Below are 20090 nucleotides of genomic sequence, written 5' to 3'. Positions count from 1 at the left end.
GGGGGGGGTTCGGGTGCGGGGCCCCCCCGTCCGCGGTGCCGGCCCGCGCCTTTGCAGTGGGCGGCCCCCCCCCAACCCCCCCCCCCGCGGCCCCCCCCCCCCTGCCCCCCCCCCCCATGGGGGGAGGGAACGGAGAGAGCGATGCTGTTGGTCGAACCTGACTCGACCTCAACTCGTCACGGTCTGAAACTTACGTCCCGACGCAGAGCGTGGCGCGCTGCTTGCGGAGCAGCGCGATCACCGACAGCGCCGTGATCAACCCGGTCTTGGGATTTTCGGAGGGGATGTTCTCGATTGACATCGAGAAGCGCGCCGAATCCGCCTCGACCTCGATGCGGTGAACATTGCGCGTCACGGTCGGATCGGCCCAGATTTGCACCTGGGTGCGATCCGGCCCGACGCCCGCGAGCGACAGCGCGACCGCAACGTTGAGATTGGCCGGAAAGCCTTTCGCAGCCTCGCGCGCCGTACCTTCGAACAGCTTCAGCGGCTCGCGCAGATGGTCGATATCGATGTTGTTCTGGACGATGAACGGCGCGCCCTTCAAGCCGTCGATCGGCTTGCGTGTGACCATCTTCACCGAACGGATGGTGCCGATCGCAGCCGCGTTGACGGCGTCGAGCCCGATCAGCGCGCCGGTCGGCACCAGGATGCGGCCGCCATTGGCGCGGGCGAGATCGACAAGATCGAAATTATCGAGCAGCCCACCGACGCTGACGACGACCGCGGCCTTGCCGCGTTTCACAGCGGGCTCGACGATCGCACGCAGTTGGCTGCTCGGCGCGCATTCGACGACGATGTCGGCGGCGTCGCCGAGCTGGTCGAGCGGCAATACGGATGGCGGACGACGCAGGCTGCCGAGCAATTTCCGATGCTTTGCGGGATCGCGCACCGCCACGGCGGAGAGCGTCAGTCCCTCGATGCCCTGATCGAGCGCGGTCGCGATCTTGGTGCCGATCGAGCCGAGCCCCGCGATGGCAACCCGCAATTCATTCGAAGCTCGCCGTTCAATCATCGCATCACCCCTCTCGCCCAGCCGATGTCATAGCGCCTCAGGCGTCGCGCGCATAGCTGCGCAGACGCGTCTCGAGCACGGACAGCATTGCGTCGCGGGCCGGATCACGCGAGCCGCGCAGCCATGCGGCAGCGAGCGGCAGCCGGCCGACGGGCCCGATCTGCTTTGGCCGCAACGGCACGAAGCGTACGCCTGTGACCGCCATCCGCGTGGACCAGCGCGGCACGATCGCGACCCCGAGCCTGGTTGCGACGAGATTGATGATCGTCTGCTTCTCGTCGGCGACCTGCACAATACGCGGCGTGAGGCCTGCCTGCTCGAACAGTCTTATCGTGAGGTCGTGGCTGTGCGGCCGCGAGCGACGATCCGGCACCAGCATCGCCTCCTCGGCGATCTCCGCCAGCGTGATCGACTTGCGTCTGGCCAGCGCGTGGCGCTGCGGGAAGGCCACGATGGCTGTCTCCTGCAGCAGATCGCGGAATTCAAGCCGCTTGTCCCGCTGAGCCGGCGGACGCACGAAGGCAAGATCGAGTGCGCCGGTCAAAATCTTCGGCAAGAGCCGGACGGTCTTCTCCTCCAGAAGCTGCACCGCGATATCAGGATGCTTTGCGCGAAAATCGCGCAGCAACGCCGGCAACAGTCCGGCCGCAGCACTGTCGACGGCGCCGACCCGGAGTTTTCGAGCAGCGCCCGGGCGCGCGCGATTGCGCAGATTGCTCTCGACCGCCTCGACGCGGGCGAGGATGGCACGGGCATCGCGCAGCAGCGTCGCGCCATCTTCCGTCAGCGAAACCGCACGCGTCGTCCGCGCGAACAGCCGCGTACCCAGATCCTGCTCCAGCAGCTTGATCTGGCGGCCGAGTGCGGAGGGCAGCATCTGGAGATGCTGCGCCGCACGGCCGAAATGCAACTGCTCGGCCGCCGCCACGAAGCATCGCAACTGATGCAAATCCATCCACCGGTCCTCTGATCCTGGGACGGGATTATATCATTTTTTTGTATAAACCAGCGCCGATTGAGTTCCTGCCCCTCCCTGCCTAGGTTCCTTGGCGTCACGCAATCTCACCGACATCTGGACGGAGCATCCTCATGCGTACCCACTCGATTGCAGCGATCCCCGCGGACGGCATCGGCCCCGAGGTCATCTCCGCCGGCGTCCGCGTGCTGGAGGCGCTGGCAAAACGCAGCGGCGACCTCGCTTTCAACATCAAGACGTTCGACTGGGGTTCGGACTATTACAAGAAGCACGGCGTGATGATGCCGGCCGACGGCCTCGCGGAGCTCAAGAAGTTCGACGCGATCTATTTCGGCGCGGTCGGTGCGCCCGACGTGCCCGACCACATCACGCTGTGGGGCCTGCGCCTGCCGATCTGCCAGGGCTTTGACCAATATGCCAATGTGCGGCCGACCAAGATCTTGCCGGGCGTCGCCTCGCCGCTGCGCAATGTCGGCGTCGGCGACCTCGACTGGGTGATCGTGCGCGAGAATTCGGAGGGCGAATATGCCGGCATGGGCGGTCGCGCCCACAGGGGTCTCCCGGAAGAGGTCGGCACCGAGGTCGCGGTGTTCACCCGCGTCGGCGTGACGCGGATCATGCGCTATGCGTTCGAGCTCGCGCGATCGCGTCCGCGCAAGTTCCTGACCGTGGTGACGAAGTCGAACGCCCAGCGTCATGGCATGGTGATGTGGGACGAGATCGCCGCCGAGGTCGCGGGAGAATTCCCTGATGTGACCTGGGACAAGATGCTGGTTGACGCCATGACGGTGCGCATGACGCTGCATCCAAAGAGCCTCGATACCATCGTCGCGACCAATTTGCACGCCGACATCCTCTCCGACCTCGCGGGCGCGCTGGCGGGCAGCCTCGGTGTGGCGCCGACCGGCAACATCGATCCGCAGCGCCGCTTCCCCTCGATGTTCGAGCCGATCCACGGCTCGGCGTTCGACATCACCGGCAAGGGCATCGCCAACCCGGTCGCGACGTTCTGGACCGGCGCGCAGATGCTGGAGCATCTGGGCGAGAAGGACGCGGCGGCGCGGCTGATGGCGGCGGTGGAGAAAGTATGTGCAGCCGGCGTGCTCACGCCTGACGTCGGCGGCAAGGCGACGACGAAGGACGTGACGGATGCCGTGATCGAGGCGATCCACGGATCGAACGTGTAGTCCGAGGTGCGTCTCCTGCCTCCCCCGTTCTACCGGGGAGAGGGTTGGGGCGGGAGGCGCCGGGGATTTCCAAAAAATTTTGGACCCCCTCTTGAAACCAAAACGGGCTTTTTTTATTTTTCCGCTGCCGCCGAGAGGTGGCGTTCCCGACGCCTGTAGGGTCGGGAAGCTGAGACGGGCACCGGTCGTGTCCGGTGTCGTTCGTATCCATTTTGCTCCTTGGAGGATCTGGCTATGCGCACTTACGACTTCTCTCCCTTGTGGCGTTCGACCGTTGGCTTCGACCGCCTTTTCGACCTCGTTGAAACGGCACAGCGTGCCGGCGAGGACAACTATCCTCCCTACAACATCGAACGCGTCGGCGAGGATCGTTACCAGATTTCGCTTGCGATTGCGGGCTTTGCACCCAACGAGGTCTCGGTGACGGCCGAGCAGAACGCGGTGACCGTCGAGGGAAACAAGCCGGACAGGACCGAACGCGAATATCTCTACCGGGGCATTTCCGCGCGGCCGTTCAAGCGGCAGTTTAACCTGGCCGATTATGTTCAGGTGCACAGCGCCTCGTTCGAGAACGGCCTGCTCAAGATCGAACTGGTCCGGGAAATCCCTGAAGCCATGAAGCCGCGGCGAATTGCCATCAATGCCGCGCCGTCCGGCAACGTGCATCAACTCGAGGGCAAAGCCGCCTGAATTCGGTCTGTCGGAGACCTGCGTGATCCCGTCCGAACGTCGGGCGGGATCGACCATGGCCTTCGACCGCGTACCGAATGCAAGTCAGAGGTTTAGAGAAAGGAGGAGGACCTCTCATGCTCGATCATGCCGACAACATCATCGATCTGAATGCGATACTGCACCCTGGCTCTGTCTATGATCATCCCCGCGACGTCATAGCCGATCCAACTCTGTCGATCGGCGAGAAGCGTGCGATCCTCGCGTCCTGGGCTTCGGACGCAGCCAGCGTCGCCTCGAGTCCGACATTGCGTGAGCTGCCCGGTTCGGACAAGGCCGTCACCATCGACGAAATTCTGGAAGCGCTCGCGAGCCTCGACCACCATCCGAAGGGACCTCCGGGTGGCAAGCCGGTCCGCACGCGATCCGTCGAGCGAACCGGCCTCGCAGCCTAAGGCCACGACAGTTCAACGGGGATTGCGATGATGCTTGATGAAGAGCTGGCCTTGTTGCGCGGCCACCGCAGCAACATCAGCCGCTATCAGCGGTTGCTCAAGACCGAGCTGACCGAGTTCGAACGGCGGTTCATCGAGAGACGTGTGTCCGAGGAACGTTCGGCGATCGAGAAGCTCGCCGTCTCTACCTTTCCGCTCACCTTTCAGGCTCCGAACCGGGCGATTGGGAACGCAACGACGCGCCTGGCGGCAAACAGCCACGGGTAATCGACATGCCCGAACACCTCCCGACGTTCGAAGTGTTCCTGAAGAAATGCGGTCGAAGGACATGGCGCTGGCGTGTCTGCACGACGGAAGGACGCCTGGTCATGCACGGCTTCGAAAACGGCCGACCCGCCGCCAAATATGCGGCTGAAAGGGCATTGTTTCTGATGCTTCTCGCCGCGCCCTATCGCCCGGCGGGCCGGGCTTCCGCCACGGCGCGCTCCTCCCTGGCGACACCCGCATCAAGATCGCTGCCGCGGCACAAGATGCGTGAATGACAGGGGCCGCGTGGGATGGTGCCTGGCATCAGCCAAGCCCATCCCGGCCACCTCCATTGCGGACGCTTACCGCCGTCCGGGCGGTGGGGTCGCCATGGCGGCTGTCGGGTCCGGCGGCGTCAGGTGGCGCGGGACGATGATGGACTGGCCGGGGGTAAGTGTTGCGTTCTCCGGCAACGAGTTGCTCTGCGCGAGCGACCACAACGGCACGCGATTGGCCGCCGCGATACTCTCCATGGTGTCGCCGCGGCGCACCGGTAGCCGCACGCCACTGTCCCACAATTCGACCAGCGTGTTCGCCGGCACGAGATAACGCAGGGGCACGGCATCCACCTGCGTCTGGGGCGGAATGCGCGGCAACTGCGTGACCATGTCGACGATCTGACGGTGGATGTCGTCGGACTTCTCGATGTTGATGTGGCTGACCCGCGCGTTCTCCTTCAGGTCATAGCTCGCATAGTGACCGCGATAGCCCGGCACCGCGACCACGTTGCCGCCGCCAAGCACGCTGTCGGAGAGGTAGATGTTGATGAAGCGCTCGACATTGAGCGGCACGTCGCCGGTCGCATGCGCGGGATCGATGGTGATGACGAGGCTGATCGGGACGTTCTCCTTGGCCGCCATCTCCGAGATGACGATCGAGCAAAGCCCGCCCATCGAATGCCCGATCAGCACGATCGGCGCCGGCGTTTCCTTGTAGCTGGAGATCGCACGTTCGCCGATCCATCGGCAGATGGTGAATTCATAGACGTTGGCCGAAAAGCCGGCCTTCGTCAGCTTCTCTTCGAGCCGGTCCATGCCGGTGGAGAAGAACGGCCCCATGGCGCCACGGAACAGGTAGATTTTCGGCGGCGGCAATGGCTCGAACGGTGGGGGGGGCGGCGCGGCGGGTGCGGCCGCGGCGGGCTTCGTCTTGGCAGGTGAGGCAACGGCCGTCCCGGTGTTCAAGGCGAGCAGTGCAACGGCTGCCAGCGCGAGGAGTCGCCTCAAATCGATCATCAGTCCAGCAGTCCCACTCCGGGAGGCTGCAGCCTCCCCCAAAGGCGCTTAGTGACGGCCGATTGGGTGGAATTTGGGGCACGGAACCAGGGCTCGATCGCCGCTGATTTGAGCATCTCGATGCCCAATCACTGGATGCTCTTGAGCCTGCTGCGGTGGGCGGCCTGTTTCGCGCGGTTGCCGCAGACAGCCATGATGCACCATCGCCGCGCGCGCCTGCGCGTGTGGTCGGCGAACAGCATGGTGCAGTTGTGACCCTCGCACGCCTTGACGTTGGAAAAGTCCTCCTCGCAGACGAACTTCGCCATGGCTTCGCCAACCGGCAGCAATAGCGCTTCCGGTGATCGCCAGCGCCGCTTCATTCGCAATGCGAGAGCGTCGCCATCGTCATGCCCTGGCTCGATCCGGCTGAACGCTTCGTCGCGCTCCAGCAGGCTGTTCAATGGACCGAGCTCGCGCAATGCATCCGTCGTGAGCGGCCGGCCCGCATGCTTACGCACGAATCCCCTGAACCATTCGCGCAAGGCGCGCGCTTGATCCGCGACCTTGTCCAGTTCGTCCGGCGTGGCGCGGGCCGTCAGCGCGTGCAGATCATCCGGCGGCACCAGCTTCGCCTGCGCCAGCCAGTCGATCAGGCCATAACCATCGTCGATCCAGTCCACCGGCGTATCGACCGGTGTCGCCACCGAGTTCAGGAAGTCGAGGCCGAGCGAGTCGGCGATGAACATGGCAGGCGGGCGGTCCATGAGCGGTCCTTGGCCGGTCGGGAGAACATGAGCATAGATAACCAGTTAAAACGGCATTGACAAGTTACGGGCCTGATAGTAACCTCTTAAATAGCTCTTATACGGTTACTTCAAATGGAGAATGTCATGGCCTCAATCACGTACCGCAGCGCGGATGTCGACGGTTTCAAGGTGGCCTATCGCGAGGCAGGTCTTGTCGGAGCGCCAAAACTCCTGCTGCTGCATGGCTTCCCCAGCGCAGGCCACATGTTTCGCGACCTCATCCCGCTGCTTGCCGACAGGTTTCATATCGTCGCGCCCGACCTTCCCGGCTTTGGCCAATCCGACATGCCTTCGCGCGAAAGCTTCCGCTACACGTTCGACAATGTCGCACGCGTGATCGAACGCTTCACCGAAGTGATCGGCTTCGACCGGTTCGCGGTCTACGTCTTCGACTACGGCGCGCCGACTGGGTTCCGGCTTGCGCTCAGTCACCCCGAGCGGATCACGGCGATCATCTCGCAGAACGGCAACGCCTATGAGGATGGCCTCAGCGACGGCTGGACACCGATCAAGGCCTATTGGCAGGATCCGTCGCCCGCGAATCGCAATGCGCTGCGCGCCTTCCTCACACCGGAAGCGACGCGCTGGCAGTACACGCATGGCGTCCCCGATCCGACGACCGTGTCACCGGACGGACAGAATCTCGACAATTTCTACCTTGCGCGCCCGGGCGCGGATGACGTGCAGCTCGATCTCATGGGCGACTACAAGAGCAACGTCGCGCTCTACCCCGCTTTCCAGGACTATTTCCGCAAGCACAAGCCGCCGTTCCTGGCGGTCTGGGGCAAGAACGATCCGTTCTTCATTCCGCCCGGCGCCGAAGCGTTCAAACGCGACAATCCGAACGCCGTGGTGCAGTTCTTTGACACCGGTCATTTTGCGCTGGAGACGCACGCGAAGGAGATCGCGGACAGCATTCGTACCTTCCTGACGTAACGGGGGCTGTCCTCCGCGACGTTTACGCCGCCAAGCTCTGCTGATCGCGGAATGCGCTGATCGCCATGTGGACGAGATGCAGCTTGCCCTTGACCGCCGGCGATATGTCGAAGGGATATGCCTCGCTCATCCCAAGCGAGCGGTTGAGTTCGTTGATGCTGCGGGCAAGCGGCATCCACAGGGCCAGGAGTGCCTCGAAGTCGCTCTCGAGATAGGGATCCGTCAGAGTCTGGCGGGCGCGCTCGTCCAGCGCCAACGGCAAACCTGCCAGCGAGTCGAGCGTCGACACGATATGCAGGAAATGCGCGAACGTTTCCGCCCAATCCTCCCAGGGATGGGACGTGGCGTACTCGCTGATAAAGCCGCTTCGGTCGTATGAACGATCGGCGCGGCTGTAATAGGAGTTGATCGCAGCCTGATAGTCCTGCGCCTGGTCACCGAAGATCAGCTTGAACGGGGCCCGGAATGTCGTGCCGTCAACGAGCAGGTCCCAATAGAAGTGACCGATCTCGTGCCGGAAATGCCCAAGCAGCGTGCGGTACGGCTCCCGGAATGCCACGCGGCGAGATTCTCGCTCGACATCGTCGGCCTCCGCAAGACTGAGCGTGATCAGGCCCGAGAGATGCCCCGTCAGGATCGGACTGACCTCGTCCGAGAGAATGTCGAAAGCCAATGCTTCGCCTGTGCGCGATGCGAGCGGAAGCCTGAGGCGGCCGAGATCATAGAGAAGACGGCGCTTGGCTTCCTCCATGCGGCGCCAGAGCATGATGTTTCTGGTGCTGCCGAGATTTGGAATCGTGCGCGTGAGGCGGCACGAACCGCAATACCAGTCCGCGCCCTCGACACACCAGTTGCAGCCGATGATCTCGCGGTTGCGGCAAGCTTGATGGGATGCAAGTTTCGTCATCTCGATGCGCGAGGAATCGAACGCCAGCTCGGTGCTGCAATTCGCGCACGCGACGTGCTCGAACGAGACAGGATGGCGGCATGACGGGCACTGAAAAAATTTCACGTGGACTGGCCCCAGACAGACGGCACACCGGAACACCGGCCTGTCAATTCGAGGAACTTTTAACTCTTGCGACCGTCGCGGTTGCCGGCCAGCAACGCCCGCTGCGTTCGGAGCGCGTGCTGTCTCAACAGGCCGGCGCGCGTCGCGCTCAACTGGCGCGATTGAGGCTGCGGCTCTTTCTCAAGGACATTTTCGGAAACAGGGCGACCGGCCCATGCCCGCTCGGGCTGAACCGCCATGGGGCCGACGTTTCGTTTCCTTGTCATGGTGTGACAACACCAGATCGGGTGCCGAGTTCCCTTCCTTCGACCGGCAGGTGCTCAAGCGTTGTCTTGTGCAGACGTCTGGCTTGTGCAGATACGACAATGCCGCCGTCGGCGTGACGGCGGCATTGTCAATTCAGCGGCTTGCCGCGAAGGGCTTAATTCCGGGGAGCCGTTGCCGCCGCCGACCGCGCCGGCCTGGGCGCGCCGGGTTCGGCAACTGGAGCAGGTGCGCGCGAGCGCATGATTGCGGCGTCGATCTCGGCAATCACGCGGCGCTGTATCGCCTCGTTCTTGTCGATCGAGATGTGGCCGACGCCGGATCCCCGGACGTCGACATTGTCGAGCTTGCCGCGCAGGCCGGCCGCGGCCCGCACCGGCTCGCCGGGACCATCACCGATATAGATGTTGATGTAGCGTTCGGCGCCGGTGGAGAGTTTGGTCTTGAACACGGAGTCGAGGCCAACCGCGAGCTTCACGGGCACGCCGAGCTGGTTGAGCTTGGCGATCATGTCCGGCAGTGCGGTCGCGCCGGAGGAGTGTCCGACCAGCACGATGGTCTTGAGCCGGCCGGCCTTATAGGCGGTCGCGGCCTCATCGGCGAGCGACGACCACGACACGAAATTCGCGACGGTTACCGGGATGCCCTGCGCCTGAAGGCGGGCGCCGATCGTGTCGAGCCCGAGCGAGAAGATGTTGAGCACGCCGCGGAGCAGGTAGACATGCGTGGTCGCGACCGCAGCCTGGCTCGGCGCCGCCTTGGCGGTGGTCGGGCTGATGGCAACAGCTGACAGCAGGAGCAGGCCCATCGCCCACGCGCGGAAGGCGGACAACTGGCTCACGCCGGCGGTATGACGGCCGTTAAGACTCATCGATCTTTTCCCTGGGAATATGCTTCGCGGGAATCGTAGCCCTGGCCCGCTCGCAGACGCAACAAAGAGCCGCGTGAACGACGATCTTAGCAGCAAGCCGTGACCATCGCGCAACACTTACCCGAAACCTGCCACGGAAGGGCCTGTTTTGGGGCCATTTTTCTCCGGCTAATTGCAGCCGCGCAAGGGCCTTCCTATCTCAGGGCTCCGCTGACCCGCCCCTCCCGGCAGGTTCCAGCCTCCCTCCCCAGCCTTAGCCCCTCAGACTTGCGGCCATCATGTCCTCCATCATTTCCGTCGCCAATTTGTCGAAGACCTATGGGTCCGGCTTCAAGGCGCTCAAGAACGTCAATCTCGACATCAAGCGCGGCGAAATCTTCGCGTTGCTCGGCCCCAACGGCGCCGGCAAGACCACGCTGATCTCGATCATCTGCGGCATCGCCAATCCGAGCGAAGGCATGGTCCTCGTCGGCGGCGAGAACATCCAGACCTCCTATCGCAAGGCGCGCTCGCTGATTGGGCTGGTGCCGCAGGAATTGCACACCGATGCCTTCGAGAGCGTGTGGGCGACCGTGAGCTTCTCCCGCGGGCTGTTCGGCAAGCCGAAGAACCCCGATCATATCGAGAAGGTGCTGAAGGACCTCTCGCTGTGGGACAAGAAGGACAGCAAGATCATCACGCTCTCCGGCGGCATGAAGCGTCGCGTGATGATCGCGAAAGCGCTGTCGCACGAGCCGCAGATCTTGTTCCTGGACGAGCCGACCGCCGGCGTCGACGTCGAGCTGCGCAAGGGCATGTGGGAGGTGGTGCGCACGCTCCAGCAATCCGGCGTCACCATCATCCTGACCACGCATTACATCGAGGAAGCCGAGGAGATGGCCGACCGCATCGGCGTCATCAACAAGGGCGAGATCGTGCTGGTCGAGGACAAGGCCACATTGATGCAGAAGCTCGGCAAGAAGCGGCTGACGCTGCATCTGCAAGGCAAGCTCGATGCCCTGCCGGAGAGCCTCGGGCATTACGAGCTCGACCTATGCGACGGCGGCGCCACGCTGGTCTACGACTACGACACCAAGGGCGAGCGCACCGGCATCACCAGCCTGCTCGGCGACCTCCGCACCGCCGGCATCCGTTTCAACGATCTCGACACGACGCAATCGTCGCTCGAGGACATCTTCGTCGATCTCGTGAGGGCGTCATGAACTACCGGGCTGTCCGCGCCATCTACCTGTTCGAAATGGCGCGCACCTGGCGCACGCTGCTGCAAAGCATCGTCTCGCCGGTGGTCTCGACCTCGCTGTATTTCGTGGTGTTCGGCGCCGCGATCGGCTCGCGCATCAGCCAGGTCGAGGGCGTCAGCTACGGCACCTTCATCGTGCCGGGCCTGATCATGCTCTCGGTGCTGACGCAGAGCATCGCCAACGCCTCGTTCGGCATCTACTTCCCGAAATTCACCGGCACGATCTACGAGATCCTGTCGGCGCCGATCTCCTATTTCGAGATCGTGCTCGGCTATGTCGGCGCGGCCGCGACCAAATCGATCATCCTCGGCCTGATCATCCTCGCCACGGCCGGCCTGTTCGTGCCGCTGCACATCCATCATCCGGTCTGGATGCTGGCCTTCCTGGTGCTGACGGCGGTGACGTTCAGCCTGTTCGGCTTCATCATCGGCATCTGGGCCGACGGGTTCGAAAAGCTGCAGATGATCCCGATGTTGGTGGTGACGCCGCTGACCTTCCTCGGCGGCAGCTTCTATTCCATCGACATGCTGCCGCCCGCCTGGCGCACGGTGGCGCTGCTCAATCCGGTCGTCTATCTGATCTCCGGCTTCCGCTGGAGTTTCTACGAGATCGCGGACGTCAGCATGGCCGTCAGCATCGGCATGACGACGGCGTTCCTGGTGATCTGTCTGGTGGTGATCTGGTGGATTTTCCGCACGGGGTATCGGTTGAAGAACTGATCGAGAGGCGCAGCCCGGATGGAGCGTAAGCGTTATCCGGGACAGGCGCGGCTTTCAGACGGTAGTGGCCCCGAATTGCGCTTCGCTCCATCCGGGCTACGACGACATCACCGATAGCAGTGGAAGCGGTTGTATCCGTCGTAATAGCCGCGGCAGCGACGGTGGCCGCGATGGGGAATGCCGAACACCCCCTCGACCGCGCCGACGGCACCGCCGACACCGGCGCCGACCGCACCACCCACCACGCCGCCGACAGGGCCGGCGATCCGGTTGCCTTCATAAGAACCTTCCTGGGCGCCCCGAACGATGCCTTGGGCATGGCCAGGCTGTGGGACGCAGGACAGCGCGGCCAGAATGGCGGCACCAGCGAAGAGCAGACGGAAAGGCAGACCAGCCGGCCGTGAAGCGGCGGCGACGCAAACTTTGTTCATCTTCATTCCCAAAGGTGAAACCGGCCGCGGAAGCCGCCGGTCGAGGCAGGTCATCGTCAACGCCGATGCAGCCAAATGGTTGCGCCATTGAGACGAATTGTCGGCGTTGTGAACGCATCTCCCGCTCGCGAAAATGTCAGCACCGCCGCAGGCTTTGCGGCGCAAAGCGGCCTTGCTTACGCCGGGCGTCCCGTTAACGATGGGCGGGCAGGCCGCTGGAACGAAAGCCGGATTGCAGGCATAATGCACGCCGGGGGACGGAGAGCCGCGGCGCCTAGTGTGAACAGGCCGGAGGCCACGAGTCAGATGCGTTCGTTTTTTATTGCTTTCACCTCCCTGATGCTTTTGAGCGCGGGCACCGCGCAGGCCAAGGTCGAGATCACGGTCGACAAGGACAATCAGCAGATGACCGTCGCCGTCGACGGCGTCGCGCGCTACCACTGGCCGGTGTCGACAGGCATCCCCTCGCGGGAGACGCCGAACGGCGCGTTCCGCACCTTCCGCATGGAAGAGGATCACTATTCCAAGGAATTCGACGACGCGCCGATGCCGCACGCGATCTTCTTCACCAAAGTCGGGCACGCCATCCACGGCACCGACTCGGTCGGCCGGCTTGGCACGCCCGCCTCGCATGGCTGCGTGCGGCTGTCGCGCCAGAATGCCACGACGCTCTACGCGCTGGTGCAGCAGCAGGGCGTGCTCAACACCACGGTAACGCTGACCGGTTCGGCGCAGGTGGCGCTCGCGCGCAATCCGCGTGGCCGCAACCCCACGGCCGTGGCCCGCGCGCCGCAGCCCGCCGAAGAGCAGTACGCCACATCAGGCGATCCCGTGAACCTGACGCCTCAGGCCGCACCTGCCCGCCGCTACATGCCGCAGGATGACAACTACATCTATCCGGCCGACGGCAGCGACACCGTCGCGCGCTACCCCGCCCCGCGCGGCAACCGTCCGCTCTATGACGCACAGGTCTATCAGCAGCAGCCGCAGCAATATTACAATCAGGGCTACGGTACCTATTATCAGCCGCAGCCCCGGCAGGTTTACCAACCGCGTGGCTATTACTACCAGAATTGACCTATCTGAACGCGGCGTTGCCGCGCCAGCGAATCAGAAAGCCGCCGCCGCGACCGGCGCTTGCCGCAGTCGACCGCAGGAATAGCGCCAGCCGGTGCGCGGATCGGGCACCGGCCGACGCAAGGAAGCAACAGTCCACAACCTTCAACGCAGCGGCGACCCGGCAAAATTGACAACCGGAGGGTCGCCCGTATTGTCGTTCCCATTGTTTCTGGGACATGACATGACACGCGAGCAGATTTCGGATTTCTGCGTTAACGCCCTGGCAAATATCCTGCGAATTTCGAGGGACCGCGTCGACCTCGGCACGAAGTTCAGCCGCCTCGGCCTCGATTCGGCGATGCTGGTCTACCTGATGATGGAACTCGAGGAGAAGCTCGACCTCGAACTATCGACAGACGACTTCTACGACCATCCGACCGTTGAGGCGCTGTCGCGATTTCTCGCCGACAAGCGCGCAATCCGCCCCGCCGCCTGAGGGCGGCTGAAGCCGACGCAACCCATGGAAACCTTCCGCTCGCTCGTGGCAGTGCTGGCCCGGCGTGCGGCGGACCAGGCCGACGACTGCGCCTATGTCTTCGTCTCCGATCGCGGGACGGAGGAAGCTGCCCTCACCTTTCGACAGCTGCACGATGCCGCGGGCGCGCTCGCGTCACGACTGACCGCGACCGCGCGTCCCGGCGACCGCGCCATCTTGGTGTTTCCGCCCGGCATCGAGTTCATGGTGGCGTTCTTCGGCTGTCTGATGGCCGGCATCATCGCCGTGCCGATGATGATGCCGCGGCGAAACAGCGCGCGCGATGCCAGCGCCGCGATACTCGCCAATTGCACGCCGGCGGTGGCGCTGACCAATTCGGCCGTCTTGCTCCGTGGTGATCTGCGGGCACGCTTCGAGCAAGCGGACATTCGCTGGATCGAGGTCGATCTCGCCGCGGCCGACGGTGAGACAATCGAACTACCCGAGCCGGCGCCGGACGATATCGCCTTCCTGCAATACACCTCCGGCTCTACCTCCGAGCCCAAAGGCGTGATGGTGAGCCACGCCAATCTGCTCGCTAATCTCGAGATGATCCGGCTCGCGCTCGGCAACACCCGGCAATCGACTTACGTCAATTGGGTGCCGCTCTATCACGACATGGGGCTGATCCTGAACGCACTGCAGGCGCTCTATGTCGGCGCGACCTGCGTGCTGATGGCACCGAATGCGTTCATGCAGCGGCCGCTCGGCTGGCTGCGCGCGATCTCGCATTATCGCGCCGAAGTGGCGTGCAGCCCGAATTTCGGTTTCGACCTCTGCGTCAGCCGCTATCGCGCCGACCAGATGGAGGGCATCGACCTGTCCTCGCTGGGGATCGCGCTGAACGGCGCAGAGCCGGTGCATGCGGAGACCATCGAGCGGTTCGTCCGGACATTCGCGCCGCACGGCTTCGATCCGCGCGCGATGTACCCCGCCTACGGCATGGCGGAAGCGACGCTCCTGATTTCCGGCGGAAGCCGCGGCGGCGGTCATGTCACCCGCAGCGTGAGCCGCACGGCGCTTCAGGCGCATACGGCGGAGGCGCCTGCCGACGCCGAAGATACGCAGGTCGCCGTCGGCTGCGGCCGCGCACTCACCGGCGAGCGGATCGCCATCGTGGACGCAGAGAGCCACACACGCCTGCCCGCGGACCGCGTCGGCGAGATATGGGTGAGTGGGGCCAATATTGCCCGTGCCTATTGGCGCAACGACGAGGTGACGCGCGAGGGGCTCAATGCGCGGATTTCCGGCGAAAATGGAGCGTGGCTGCGCACCGGCGACCTCGGCTTCGTCGACGCCACCGGCGAATTGTACGTCACGGGACGGATCAAGGACCTCATCATCATCCGCGGCATCAACCATTATCCGCAGGACGTGGAGCGCACGGTGCAATCCCTCGACCAAGCTTTGCGCGAAAACTGCGGCGCGGCGTTCTCGGTGCAGGATGAGAGCGGTGAGGAGGCACTCGTCATCGTTCAGGAAGTCGAGCGCACCGCGCGCCACTCGATCGACACTGAAGCGATCAGGGGCCTAATTCGCGAGGCCATCGGCGACAACCACGAACTCTCCGCGCGCCACATCGCGCTGATCCGGCCCGGCACGCTGCCGAAGACCACCAGCGGCAAGATCCAGCGCAAGCTGGCACGCAAGCTCTGGCTCGATGGCGGTTTTGAGCAGCTCGGCTGAGCCGGCTCAGAAATCGATTTTCGCGCTTTCCCCATCGCGCAGGCTCACGGCGATCCCCTGCTCGATCTTGCGCGCGAGGATTGGACGATAGTGGATGAAGTCGGCAAAATTGGCGCGGTCGCGCGTGAGATCGTTGTCGACGCGGTAGCTGATGAAATTGCTGCGCGGTCGGCCGGCGATCACTTTCTTCAGCGCCGCGTCGCAGGCGCTGCGCTCCAAGGCTGTTTCCGAACCGGGCTTGGGCACCGTCGTTGCGAAGGTCGGCGGCACGATGATGACGACGGGCACATCGGCCGGCAATGTCCTGACGATATCGGCCAGCGCTGCGATCTCGGGAAATGTCGCCCGCATCCCGGCAGACGAGGACGGCGCCGGATCCCTCGGCCAGCCGACTTCCTTGAATTGACCCGGCGGCCAGATGTCCTCATAGCTGACAAAGCCGTCCGGGTTCATCCGTGGTCGCCGGCCAAGCCCGATACTGATCCGCTGAAAAGCGTGCTCGATCGCCTGCCAGGAGATCAGCCGTGCAGCGTAGGTGACGACGCTTCTGTCATAGAGCCAGCCGGGGAATGGGACGCCGCCCTCCTCCTTCACCCGGGCATGCGCGCACCAGCCGGGGTCAGTCACGATCACCAGTGCGCCGACCTCCTGGTGATTTCGAAGGAAGAAGTCCAGCACCGCGAGCTCCTGGCGGGGAAACGCACCGGTCATGTAGAGCTGCACGAATCGCAGGCCGGTTGCATGCGACAATTCCATCGGCTCGATCATCTGCGCCGTCGAGTTGCCCAGGATGGCGGCATTGAAAGCCGGATTCCTCGCGCGGCTCGCGGCCGTGATCTGGGTCAGACGATTGTCGACGCCGTCGATACCGAGCAGGCCGAGCTTGCCGCTGTCATAGGGATCGACCGCCACCATGAGTGCGAGCACCAGCAGCGCAGCCCCGATCAGCGTGCCCAGACACGCGAGCAAGCTCCGGCCCCAGCCGGGATCGGTCTCAGAACTTGAAGTAGACGAAGTCATGCAGATTCCGACCACCCATATGGAGCAGCAATGCGAATAGCCCAAGACCGAGCAGAGCCGCGAGCCACGGATTGGGACGGCGCGTGAGCACCGCCACGATGTCCTGGCTCGCCGGCAGCAGGAAGGCGAACAGCGGCGCTACAATCAGCGGCCACAAATGCTTTCCGCGCTCGAGCGGCAGCGGCGAAATCAGCCCGGCGAAGACATGCCATGCCGCCTCCACCGACCCCGCGCGAAAAATCACGCCGGTCGCGAGCACGAACAGCACGGTAAGCGCCCAGCCGAGCCATGACGGGAAATTCCGGCCATAGCGACGCCACAGCGTGCAGGCGACCAGCGCAAGCCCGTGCAGCACGCCCCACAACACGAAGGTCCGGCTCGCGCCGTGCCAGAGGCCGCACAGCGCCATCGTAATCATCATGGCGGCGAAAAACTGCACGGGCAGCCAGCGCCGCGGCAAAAGACGCAGGTTGACCAGCGGATAAAACACGTAGTCGCGCAGGAACAGCATCAGGGTGATGTGCCAGCGCTGCCAGAAATCCTGGATATTGGTCGAGCGCAGCGGCGCGTTGAAATTGTACGGCAGCTGTACGCCGAACAGGAGGCCGAGGCCGATTGCGATGTCGGAATAGCCGGAGAAATCGAACAGGATCTGGAAGGAGAAGCAGAAGGCGAGCCACGCATCGCCGCTCGGCAACGGCCCGTTCGCTGCCTGCGCGTAGATGGGATCGAGCAGATGCGCGAGGCCGTCGGCGATCACGATTTTTTCGAACAGGCCGATCGCGATGAAGCAGGTCGCGATGCAGAACTGGCGCTGCCAGCCCGGAACGTAGACCTGCCTGCCGAACTGATGCATCACCTCCGACCAGCGCGCCAGCGGGCCCGCGATCGCCTGCGGGAAGAAGACGATGTAGAGCGCGTAGCGGTCGAGCGCATAGAGCGGAGCCCTGCCGCGCTTCAGGTCGACCAGATACATGATGTGGTGGAAGGTGAAGAAGGAGATGCCGAGCGGCAGCCCGACATCGAGCACCGGCAGCGTCGTACCGAGCACGAGACCCAGATTAGCGAGAAGGAAGTTGGCGTACTTGAACAACGCCAGCACCGCGAGATCGAGCCCGATCACCAGCGTCAGCACCGCCGGCCACTTCACGCGCCCATAGGCGACCGAAGCGAGCCAGTTGATCGCGATCGAGCCGACCAGGAGCATGATGAAGGACGGGCTGCCCCAGGCATAGAAGGAGAGCGACAGCGCGACCTGCACGCCGATGCGCAAGCCCGGATAGGGATCGGCCAGGCGATAGATCAGCAGCGCCGCGGGCAGGAAGACCAGGAGAAAGGGATAGTCGTTGAACAGCATCGGTTCATAGCCGCGCCATCGCCGGCGTGAGCCGGCGGATGATGCTCAGCCCGTTTCGAGGTCGGGCGCAGCGTCACCCGGCTGCCGCAGCATGCGTCGCGCAATCTTCTCTTCGCTCGGCACCTTGACGTCCCAGGCCAGTCCCAGCGCCTCCAGCGCCCTGATGAAGATGAAGCCCGGATCGAACTCGAACCAGCGCAGGCCGAAGGCCGCGGAGTAGGGAAAGGCATGGTGGTTGTTGTGCCAGCCCTCGCCCCAGGCAAGCCAGGCCATCACGCCGAGATTGCGGCTGTTGTCGTCGCGGGTGACGAAAGGCTGCGCGCCAAAGCTATGCATCACGGAGTTGATGGCGGACATGGTCTGCTCGACCACGAACATGCGCACCACGCCGCCCCAGAGCAAGCCGGTCAGCACGCCCCACAGGCTCATCGTGGCGAGGCCGCCGATCGCGGCCGGCAGCACCAGGCCGAGACCGACCCAAGTGTAATAGTAGCTGTTGACGGCAACCAGCCTGCGATCCGCCATCAGGTCCGGGACATAGTGCGCAACGTTGGGATAATCGTGTTCGATCATCCAGGTCAAATGCGCGTGCAGGAAACCGCGCAGGCGGCCGAACGCGCCGTCGCCATGCAGCCGCGGCGAATGCAGATCGCCGTCGTGATCGGACAATTCGTGGTGCCGGCGATGCATTGCCGCCCAGGACAGCATGGGGCCGCGGCCGGCCATCGATCCCATCACGACCAGGATCGCACTCATCGCCGTGGAGGTCGCGAAGGCGCGGTGGGTGAAGAGCCGGTGATAGCCGACGGTGAGGCCGAGGCCGGTAACCAGCCAGAAGCCGACGAACAGGCCTAGCTCCATCGCGCCGATCGGGCGGTAGAACAGAAGCACCAGTGCCAGCAGCGTGCCGAGGAAGGGCAAGACGTCGAAGATGATGAAATGCCGGCGCTGCATCCGGCGAAAATGCCGGCTGCGGATAATTCGATGATCGCGTTGCTGCTGCACGGGCGGGATTCCAGGGCACCGACTATGAGTACATACCCCCGCGGCGGCTGCAACCCAAGCCACCGCCGAAGCCACCGCCCAAGGTTTCAACAGCCACGAAAGCCTATACAATCGGCCGGACGCGCCAAAACGCGTTGAAATATCGCCCCTTTTCCCTTGCCCCACGAGCCGCCATGCCGTCACGTGCTGCGACGATCTTGACCGTGCTGTCACTTCTCATTGCGGGACCGGCCATGGGGGCTGATTTGGCATTCGATTCGGAGGCCCATCGAGGCGGGCGGGCACTGCTGCCGGAAAACACCCTTCCCGCGTTCGCCAACGCGCTGTCGATGGGTGTGGACACGCTGGAGCTCGACGTCGGCATCACCGCTGACGGCGAAGTCGTCGTCTCGCATGAGCGGGGGCTCAACCCTGATATCACGCGGGATGCGAGCGGCGCCTATGTGGCGACCCCCGGCACGCCCTTCGTGAAGCTGCGGCTGGCCGACGTCAGGACATATGACGTCGGCCAGATCCGGCCAGACAGCCCTTACGCAAAGCAATTTCCCGACCAGCGCGCCCTGCCCGGGACCCGCATTCCAACCTTGAGCGAGCTGTTCGCACTGGTGCGCAAATCCGGCAATACGCGCGTGCGCTTCAACATCGAGACCAAGACCGATCCGAACCATCCGGACCAGACGCTCGATCCACAAGCCTTCGTTACCAGGCTGCTCGCCCTGATCGAAGCCGAAAAATTCTCCGACCGCGTCATGATCCAGTCGTTCGACTGGCGGACCCTGCTGCTGGTCCAGCAGCGGTCACCAAAGATGCCGACGGTGTACCTGACGCTCCAGCGCGGCTCGGGCCAGACGGTGGCGCTGGACAAGGCGACCAACTGGACCGCGGGGTTCAGCCCGGCTGATCACGGCGGGTCGCTGCCCCGAACCATCAAGGCTGCGGGCGGCGCGATCTGGTCGCCCTATTTCGGCGATGTGACCGCGGCGCTAATCGTCGAGGCCCATGCGCTCGGGCTGCGTGTCGTGGTCTGGACGGTCAACAAGCCCGAGGACATGGCGCGCATGATCGCGATCGGCGTCGACGGGATCATCTCCGACCGGCCCGATTTGCTGCGGCAAGTCGCGGGTGAGAAGGCAATTGCGTTGCCCGCGGGGACACCGGTGGAGCCGTGAGGCTCGAGCCGCAGGCTTTCTGCTGTAGCGGGGGGGGGGGGGGGGGGGGGGGGGGGGGGGGGGGGTGGGCGGGGGGGGGGGCGGGGGGGGGGGGGGTTTGTAAGGGGCGCCCGGCGCGGTGGGGGGCCGCCGGCCCGGGGGTGGGAGCCCCGGG

Annotated in this window: 21 protein-coding genes; 11 read left to right on the top strand and 10 right to left on the bottom strand. The window is 64.2% G+C overall.

All coding sequences use genetic code 11. The features are described 5' to 3' along the window. Window positions 1–190 precede the first annotated feature (190 nt). Window positions 191–1015: an aspartate dehydrogenase gene (locus tag AC0L2J_RS17595; RefSeq protein ID WP_473392493.1), complete on the bottom strand. Its 825-nt coding sequence runs from the start codon at window positions 1013–1015 to the stop codon at window positions 191–193. Between the two features lie 37 nt (window positions 1016–1052). After that, window positions 1053–1970, bottom strand: coding sequence for a LysR substrate-binding domain-containing protein (locus tag AC0L2J_RS17590; RefSeq protein WP_473392491.1), 918 nt, complete (start codon window positions 1968–1970; stop codon window positions 1053–1055). 134 nt (window positions 1971–2104) lie between these two features. Here AC0L2J_RS17590 and AC0L2J_RS17585 point away from each other — a divergent pair, with 134 nt between their 5' ends. From AC0L2J_RS17585 to AC0L2J_RS17570, 4 genes are all read left to right on the top strand, one after another. Further along, a complete protein-coding gene (locus AC0L2J_RS17585) occupies window positions 2105–3178 on the top strand; it encodes a tartrate dehydrogenase (protein WP_007613479.1) in 1074 nt (357 codons plus the stop codon). A gap of 234 nt (window positions 3179–3412) precedes the next feature. Beyond that, window positions 3413–3868 (top strand): small heat shock protein HspD, encoded by a 456-nt coding sequence (gene hspD, locus AC0L2J_RS17580; protein ID WP_473392488.1) that lies wholly within the window; start codon window positions 3413–3415, stop codon window positions 3866–3868. Window positions 3869–3984: 116 nt separating this feature from the next. After that, window positions 3985–4302, top strand: a complete 318-nt coding sequence (locus tag AC0L2J_RS17575) for a hypothetical protein (protein ID WP_018454274.1) — start codon at window positions 3985–3987, stop codon at window positions 4300–4302. Between the two features lie 27 nt (window positions 4303–4329). Then, window positions 4330–4569: a hypothetical protein gene (locus AC0L2J_RS17570; protein WP_473392484.1), complete on the top strand. Its 240-nt coding sequence runs from the start codon at window positions 4330–4332 to the stop codon at window positions 4567–4569. A gap of 341 nt (window positions 4570–4910) precedes the next feature. On the opposite strand, the gene AC0L2J_RS17565 is transcribed toward AC0L2J_RS17570, so the two are convergent. Next, the gene (locus AC0L2J_RS17565) at window positions 4911–5843 is read right to left on the bottom strand and encodes a LysM peptidoglycan-binding domain-containing protein (RefSeq protein ID WP_473392480.1); all 933 of its coding nucleotides are present in this window, start codon (window positions 5841–5843) and stop codon (window positions 4911–4913) included. Between the two features lie 128 nt (window positions 5844–5971). Then, a complete protein-coding gene (locus AC0L2J_RS17560) occupies window positions 5972–6589 on the bottom strand; it encodes a CGNR zinc finger domain-containing protein (protein ID WP_473392476.1) in 618 nt (205 codons plus the stop codon). Between the two features lie 126 nt (window positions 6590–6715). On the opposite strand from AC0L2J_RS17560, the gene AC0L2J_RS17555 reads away from it, so the two are divergent. Beyond that, entirely contained in the window at window positions 6716–7567 is an 852-nt protein-coding gene (locus AC0L2J_RS17555) for an alpha/beta fold hydrolase (RefSeq protein WP_473392472.1), read from the top strand. A 22-nt stretch (window positions 7568–7589) separates the two neighbouring features. Here the strand turns inward: AC0L2J_RS17555 and AC0L2J_RS17550 are convergent, their stop codons facing one another. Both AC0L2J_RS17550 and AC0L2J_RS17545 read right to left on the bottom strand, forming a co-directional pair. Next, window positions 7590–8579, bottom strand: a complete 990-nt coding sequence (locus AC0L2J_RS17550) for a zinc-binding metallopeptidase family protein (protein WP_473392468.1) — start codon at window positions 8577–8579, stop codon at window positions 7590–7592. A 421-nt stretch (window positions 8580–9000) separates the two neighbouring features. Next, on the bottom strand, window positions 9001–9714 hold the full coding sequence (locus AC0L2J_RS17545) for a hypothetical protein (protein WP_007613494.1): 714 nt from the start codon (window positions 9712–9714) through the stop codon (window positions 9001–9003). Between the two features lie 278 nt (window positions 9715–9992). Here AC0L2J_RS17545 and AC0L2J_RS17540 point away from each other — a divergent pair, with 278 nt between their 5' ends. Together AC0L2J_RS17540 and AC0L2J_RS17535 are read left to right on the top strand one after the other, a co-directional pair. Beyond that, complete coding sequence (locus tag AC0L2J_RS17540; RefSeq protein ID WP_007613497.1) at window positions 9993–10916, top strand: ABC transporter ATP-binding protein; 924 nt, start codon at window positions 9993–9995, stop codon at window positions 10914–10916. Then, complete coding sequence (locus AC0L2J_RS17535; RefSeq protein WP_018454266.1) at window positions 10913–11674, top strand: ABC transporter permease; 762 nt, start codon at window positions 10913–10915, stop codon at window positions 11672–11674. The genes AC0L2J_RS17540 and AC0L2J_RS17535 overlap by 4 nt, the downstream gene beginning before the upstream one ends. Window positions 11675–11781: 107 nt before the next feature. On the opposite strand, the gene AC0L2J_RS17530 is transcribed toward AC0L2J_RS17535, so the two are convergent. After that, window positions 11782–12105, bottom strand: a complete 324-nt coding sequence (locus AC0L2J_RS17530) for a hypothetical protein (protein ID WP_007613499.1) — start codon at window positions 12103–12105, stop codon at window positions 11782–11784. 306 nt (window positions 12106–12411) lie between these two features. On the opposite strand from AC0L2J_RS17530, the gene AC0L2J_RS17525 reads away from it, so the two are divergent. From AC0L2J_RS17525 to AC0L2J_RS17515, 3 genes are all read left to right on the top strand, one after another. Continuing rightward, window positions 12412–13182 (top strand): L,D-transpeptidase, encoded by a 771-nt coding sequence (locus AC0L2J_RS17525; RefSeq protein ID WP_473392464.1) that lies wholly within the window; start codon window positions 12412–12414, stop codon window positions 13180–13182. A gap of 94 nt (window positions 13183–13276) precedes the next feature. Beyond that, window positions 13277–13660 (top strand): acyl carrier protein, encoded by a 384-nt coding sequence (locus AC0L2J_RS17520; RefSeq protein WP_231170978.1) that lies wholly within the window; start codon window positions 13277–13279, stop codon window positions 13658–13660. A gap of 24 nt (window positions 13661–13684) precedes the next feature. After that, entirely contained in the window at window positions 13685–15385 is a 1701-nt protein-coding gene (locus AC0L2J_RS17515; protein WP_473392460.1) for a fatty acyl-AMP ligase, read from the top strand. Window positions 15386–15391: 6 nt separating this feature from the next. On the opposite strand, the gene AC0L2J_RS17510 is transcribed toward AC0L2J_RS17515, so the two are convergent. From AC0L2J_RS17510 to AC0L2J_RS17500, 3 genes are read right to left on the bottom strand one after another with little or no spacing between them, the layout of a single operon-like run. Then, window positions 15392–16354 carry a hypothetical protein gene (locus tag AC0L2J_RS17510; RefSeq protein ID WP_473392455.1) on the bottom strand — a complete coding sequence of 321 codons (963 nt, stop codon included), beginning with the start codon at window positions 16352–16354 and terminating at the stop codon, window positions 15392–15394. 25 nt (window positions 16355–16379) lie between these two features. Next, complete coding sequence (locus AC0L2J_RS17505) at window positions 16380–17762, bottom strand: MBOAT family O-acyltransferase (protein WP_473392451.1); 1383 nt, start codon at window positions 17760–17762, stop codon at window positions 16380–16382. Between the two features lie 45 nt (window positions 17763–17807). Beyond that, the gene (locus AC0L2J_RS17500; RefSeq protein WP_473392447.1) at window positions 17808–18767 is read right to left on the bottom strand and encodes an acyl-CoA desaturase; all 960 of its coding nucleotides are present in this window, start codon (window positions 18765–18767) and stop codon (window positions 17808–17810) included. Between the two features lie 173 nt (window positions 18768–18940). On the opposite strand from AC0L2J_RS17500, the gene AC0L2J_RS17495 reads away from it, so the two are divergent. Continuing rightward, window positions 18941–19936, top strand: a complete 996-nt coding sequence (locus tag AC0L2J_RS17495) for a glycerophosphodiester phosphodiesterase (protein WP_473392444.1) — start codon at window positions 18941–18943, stop codon at window positions 19934–19936. The last annotated feature ends 154 nt before the right edge of the window (window positions 19937–20090 follow it).

This window comes from Bradyrhizobium sp. MV1.5, assembly GCF_055807615.1.
Note: the sequence above shows the minus strand (reverse complement) of the source record. Positions and strands in the feature narration are given on the sequence as shown.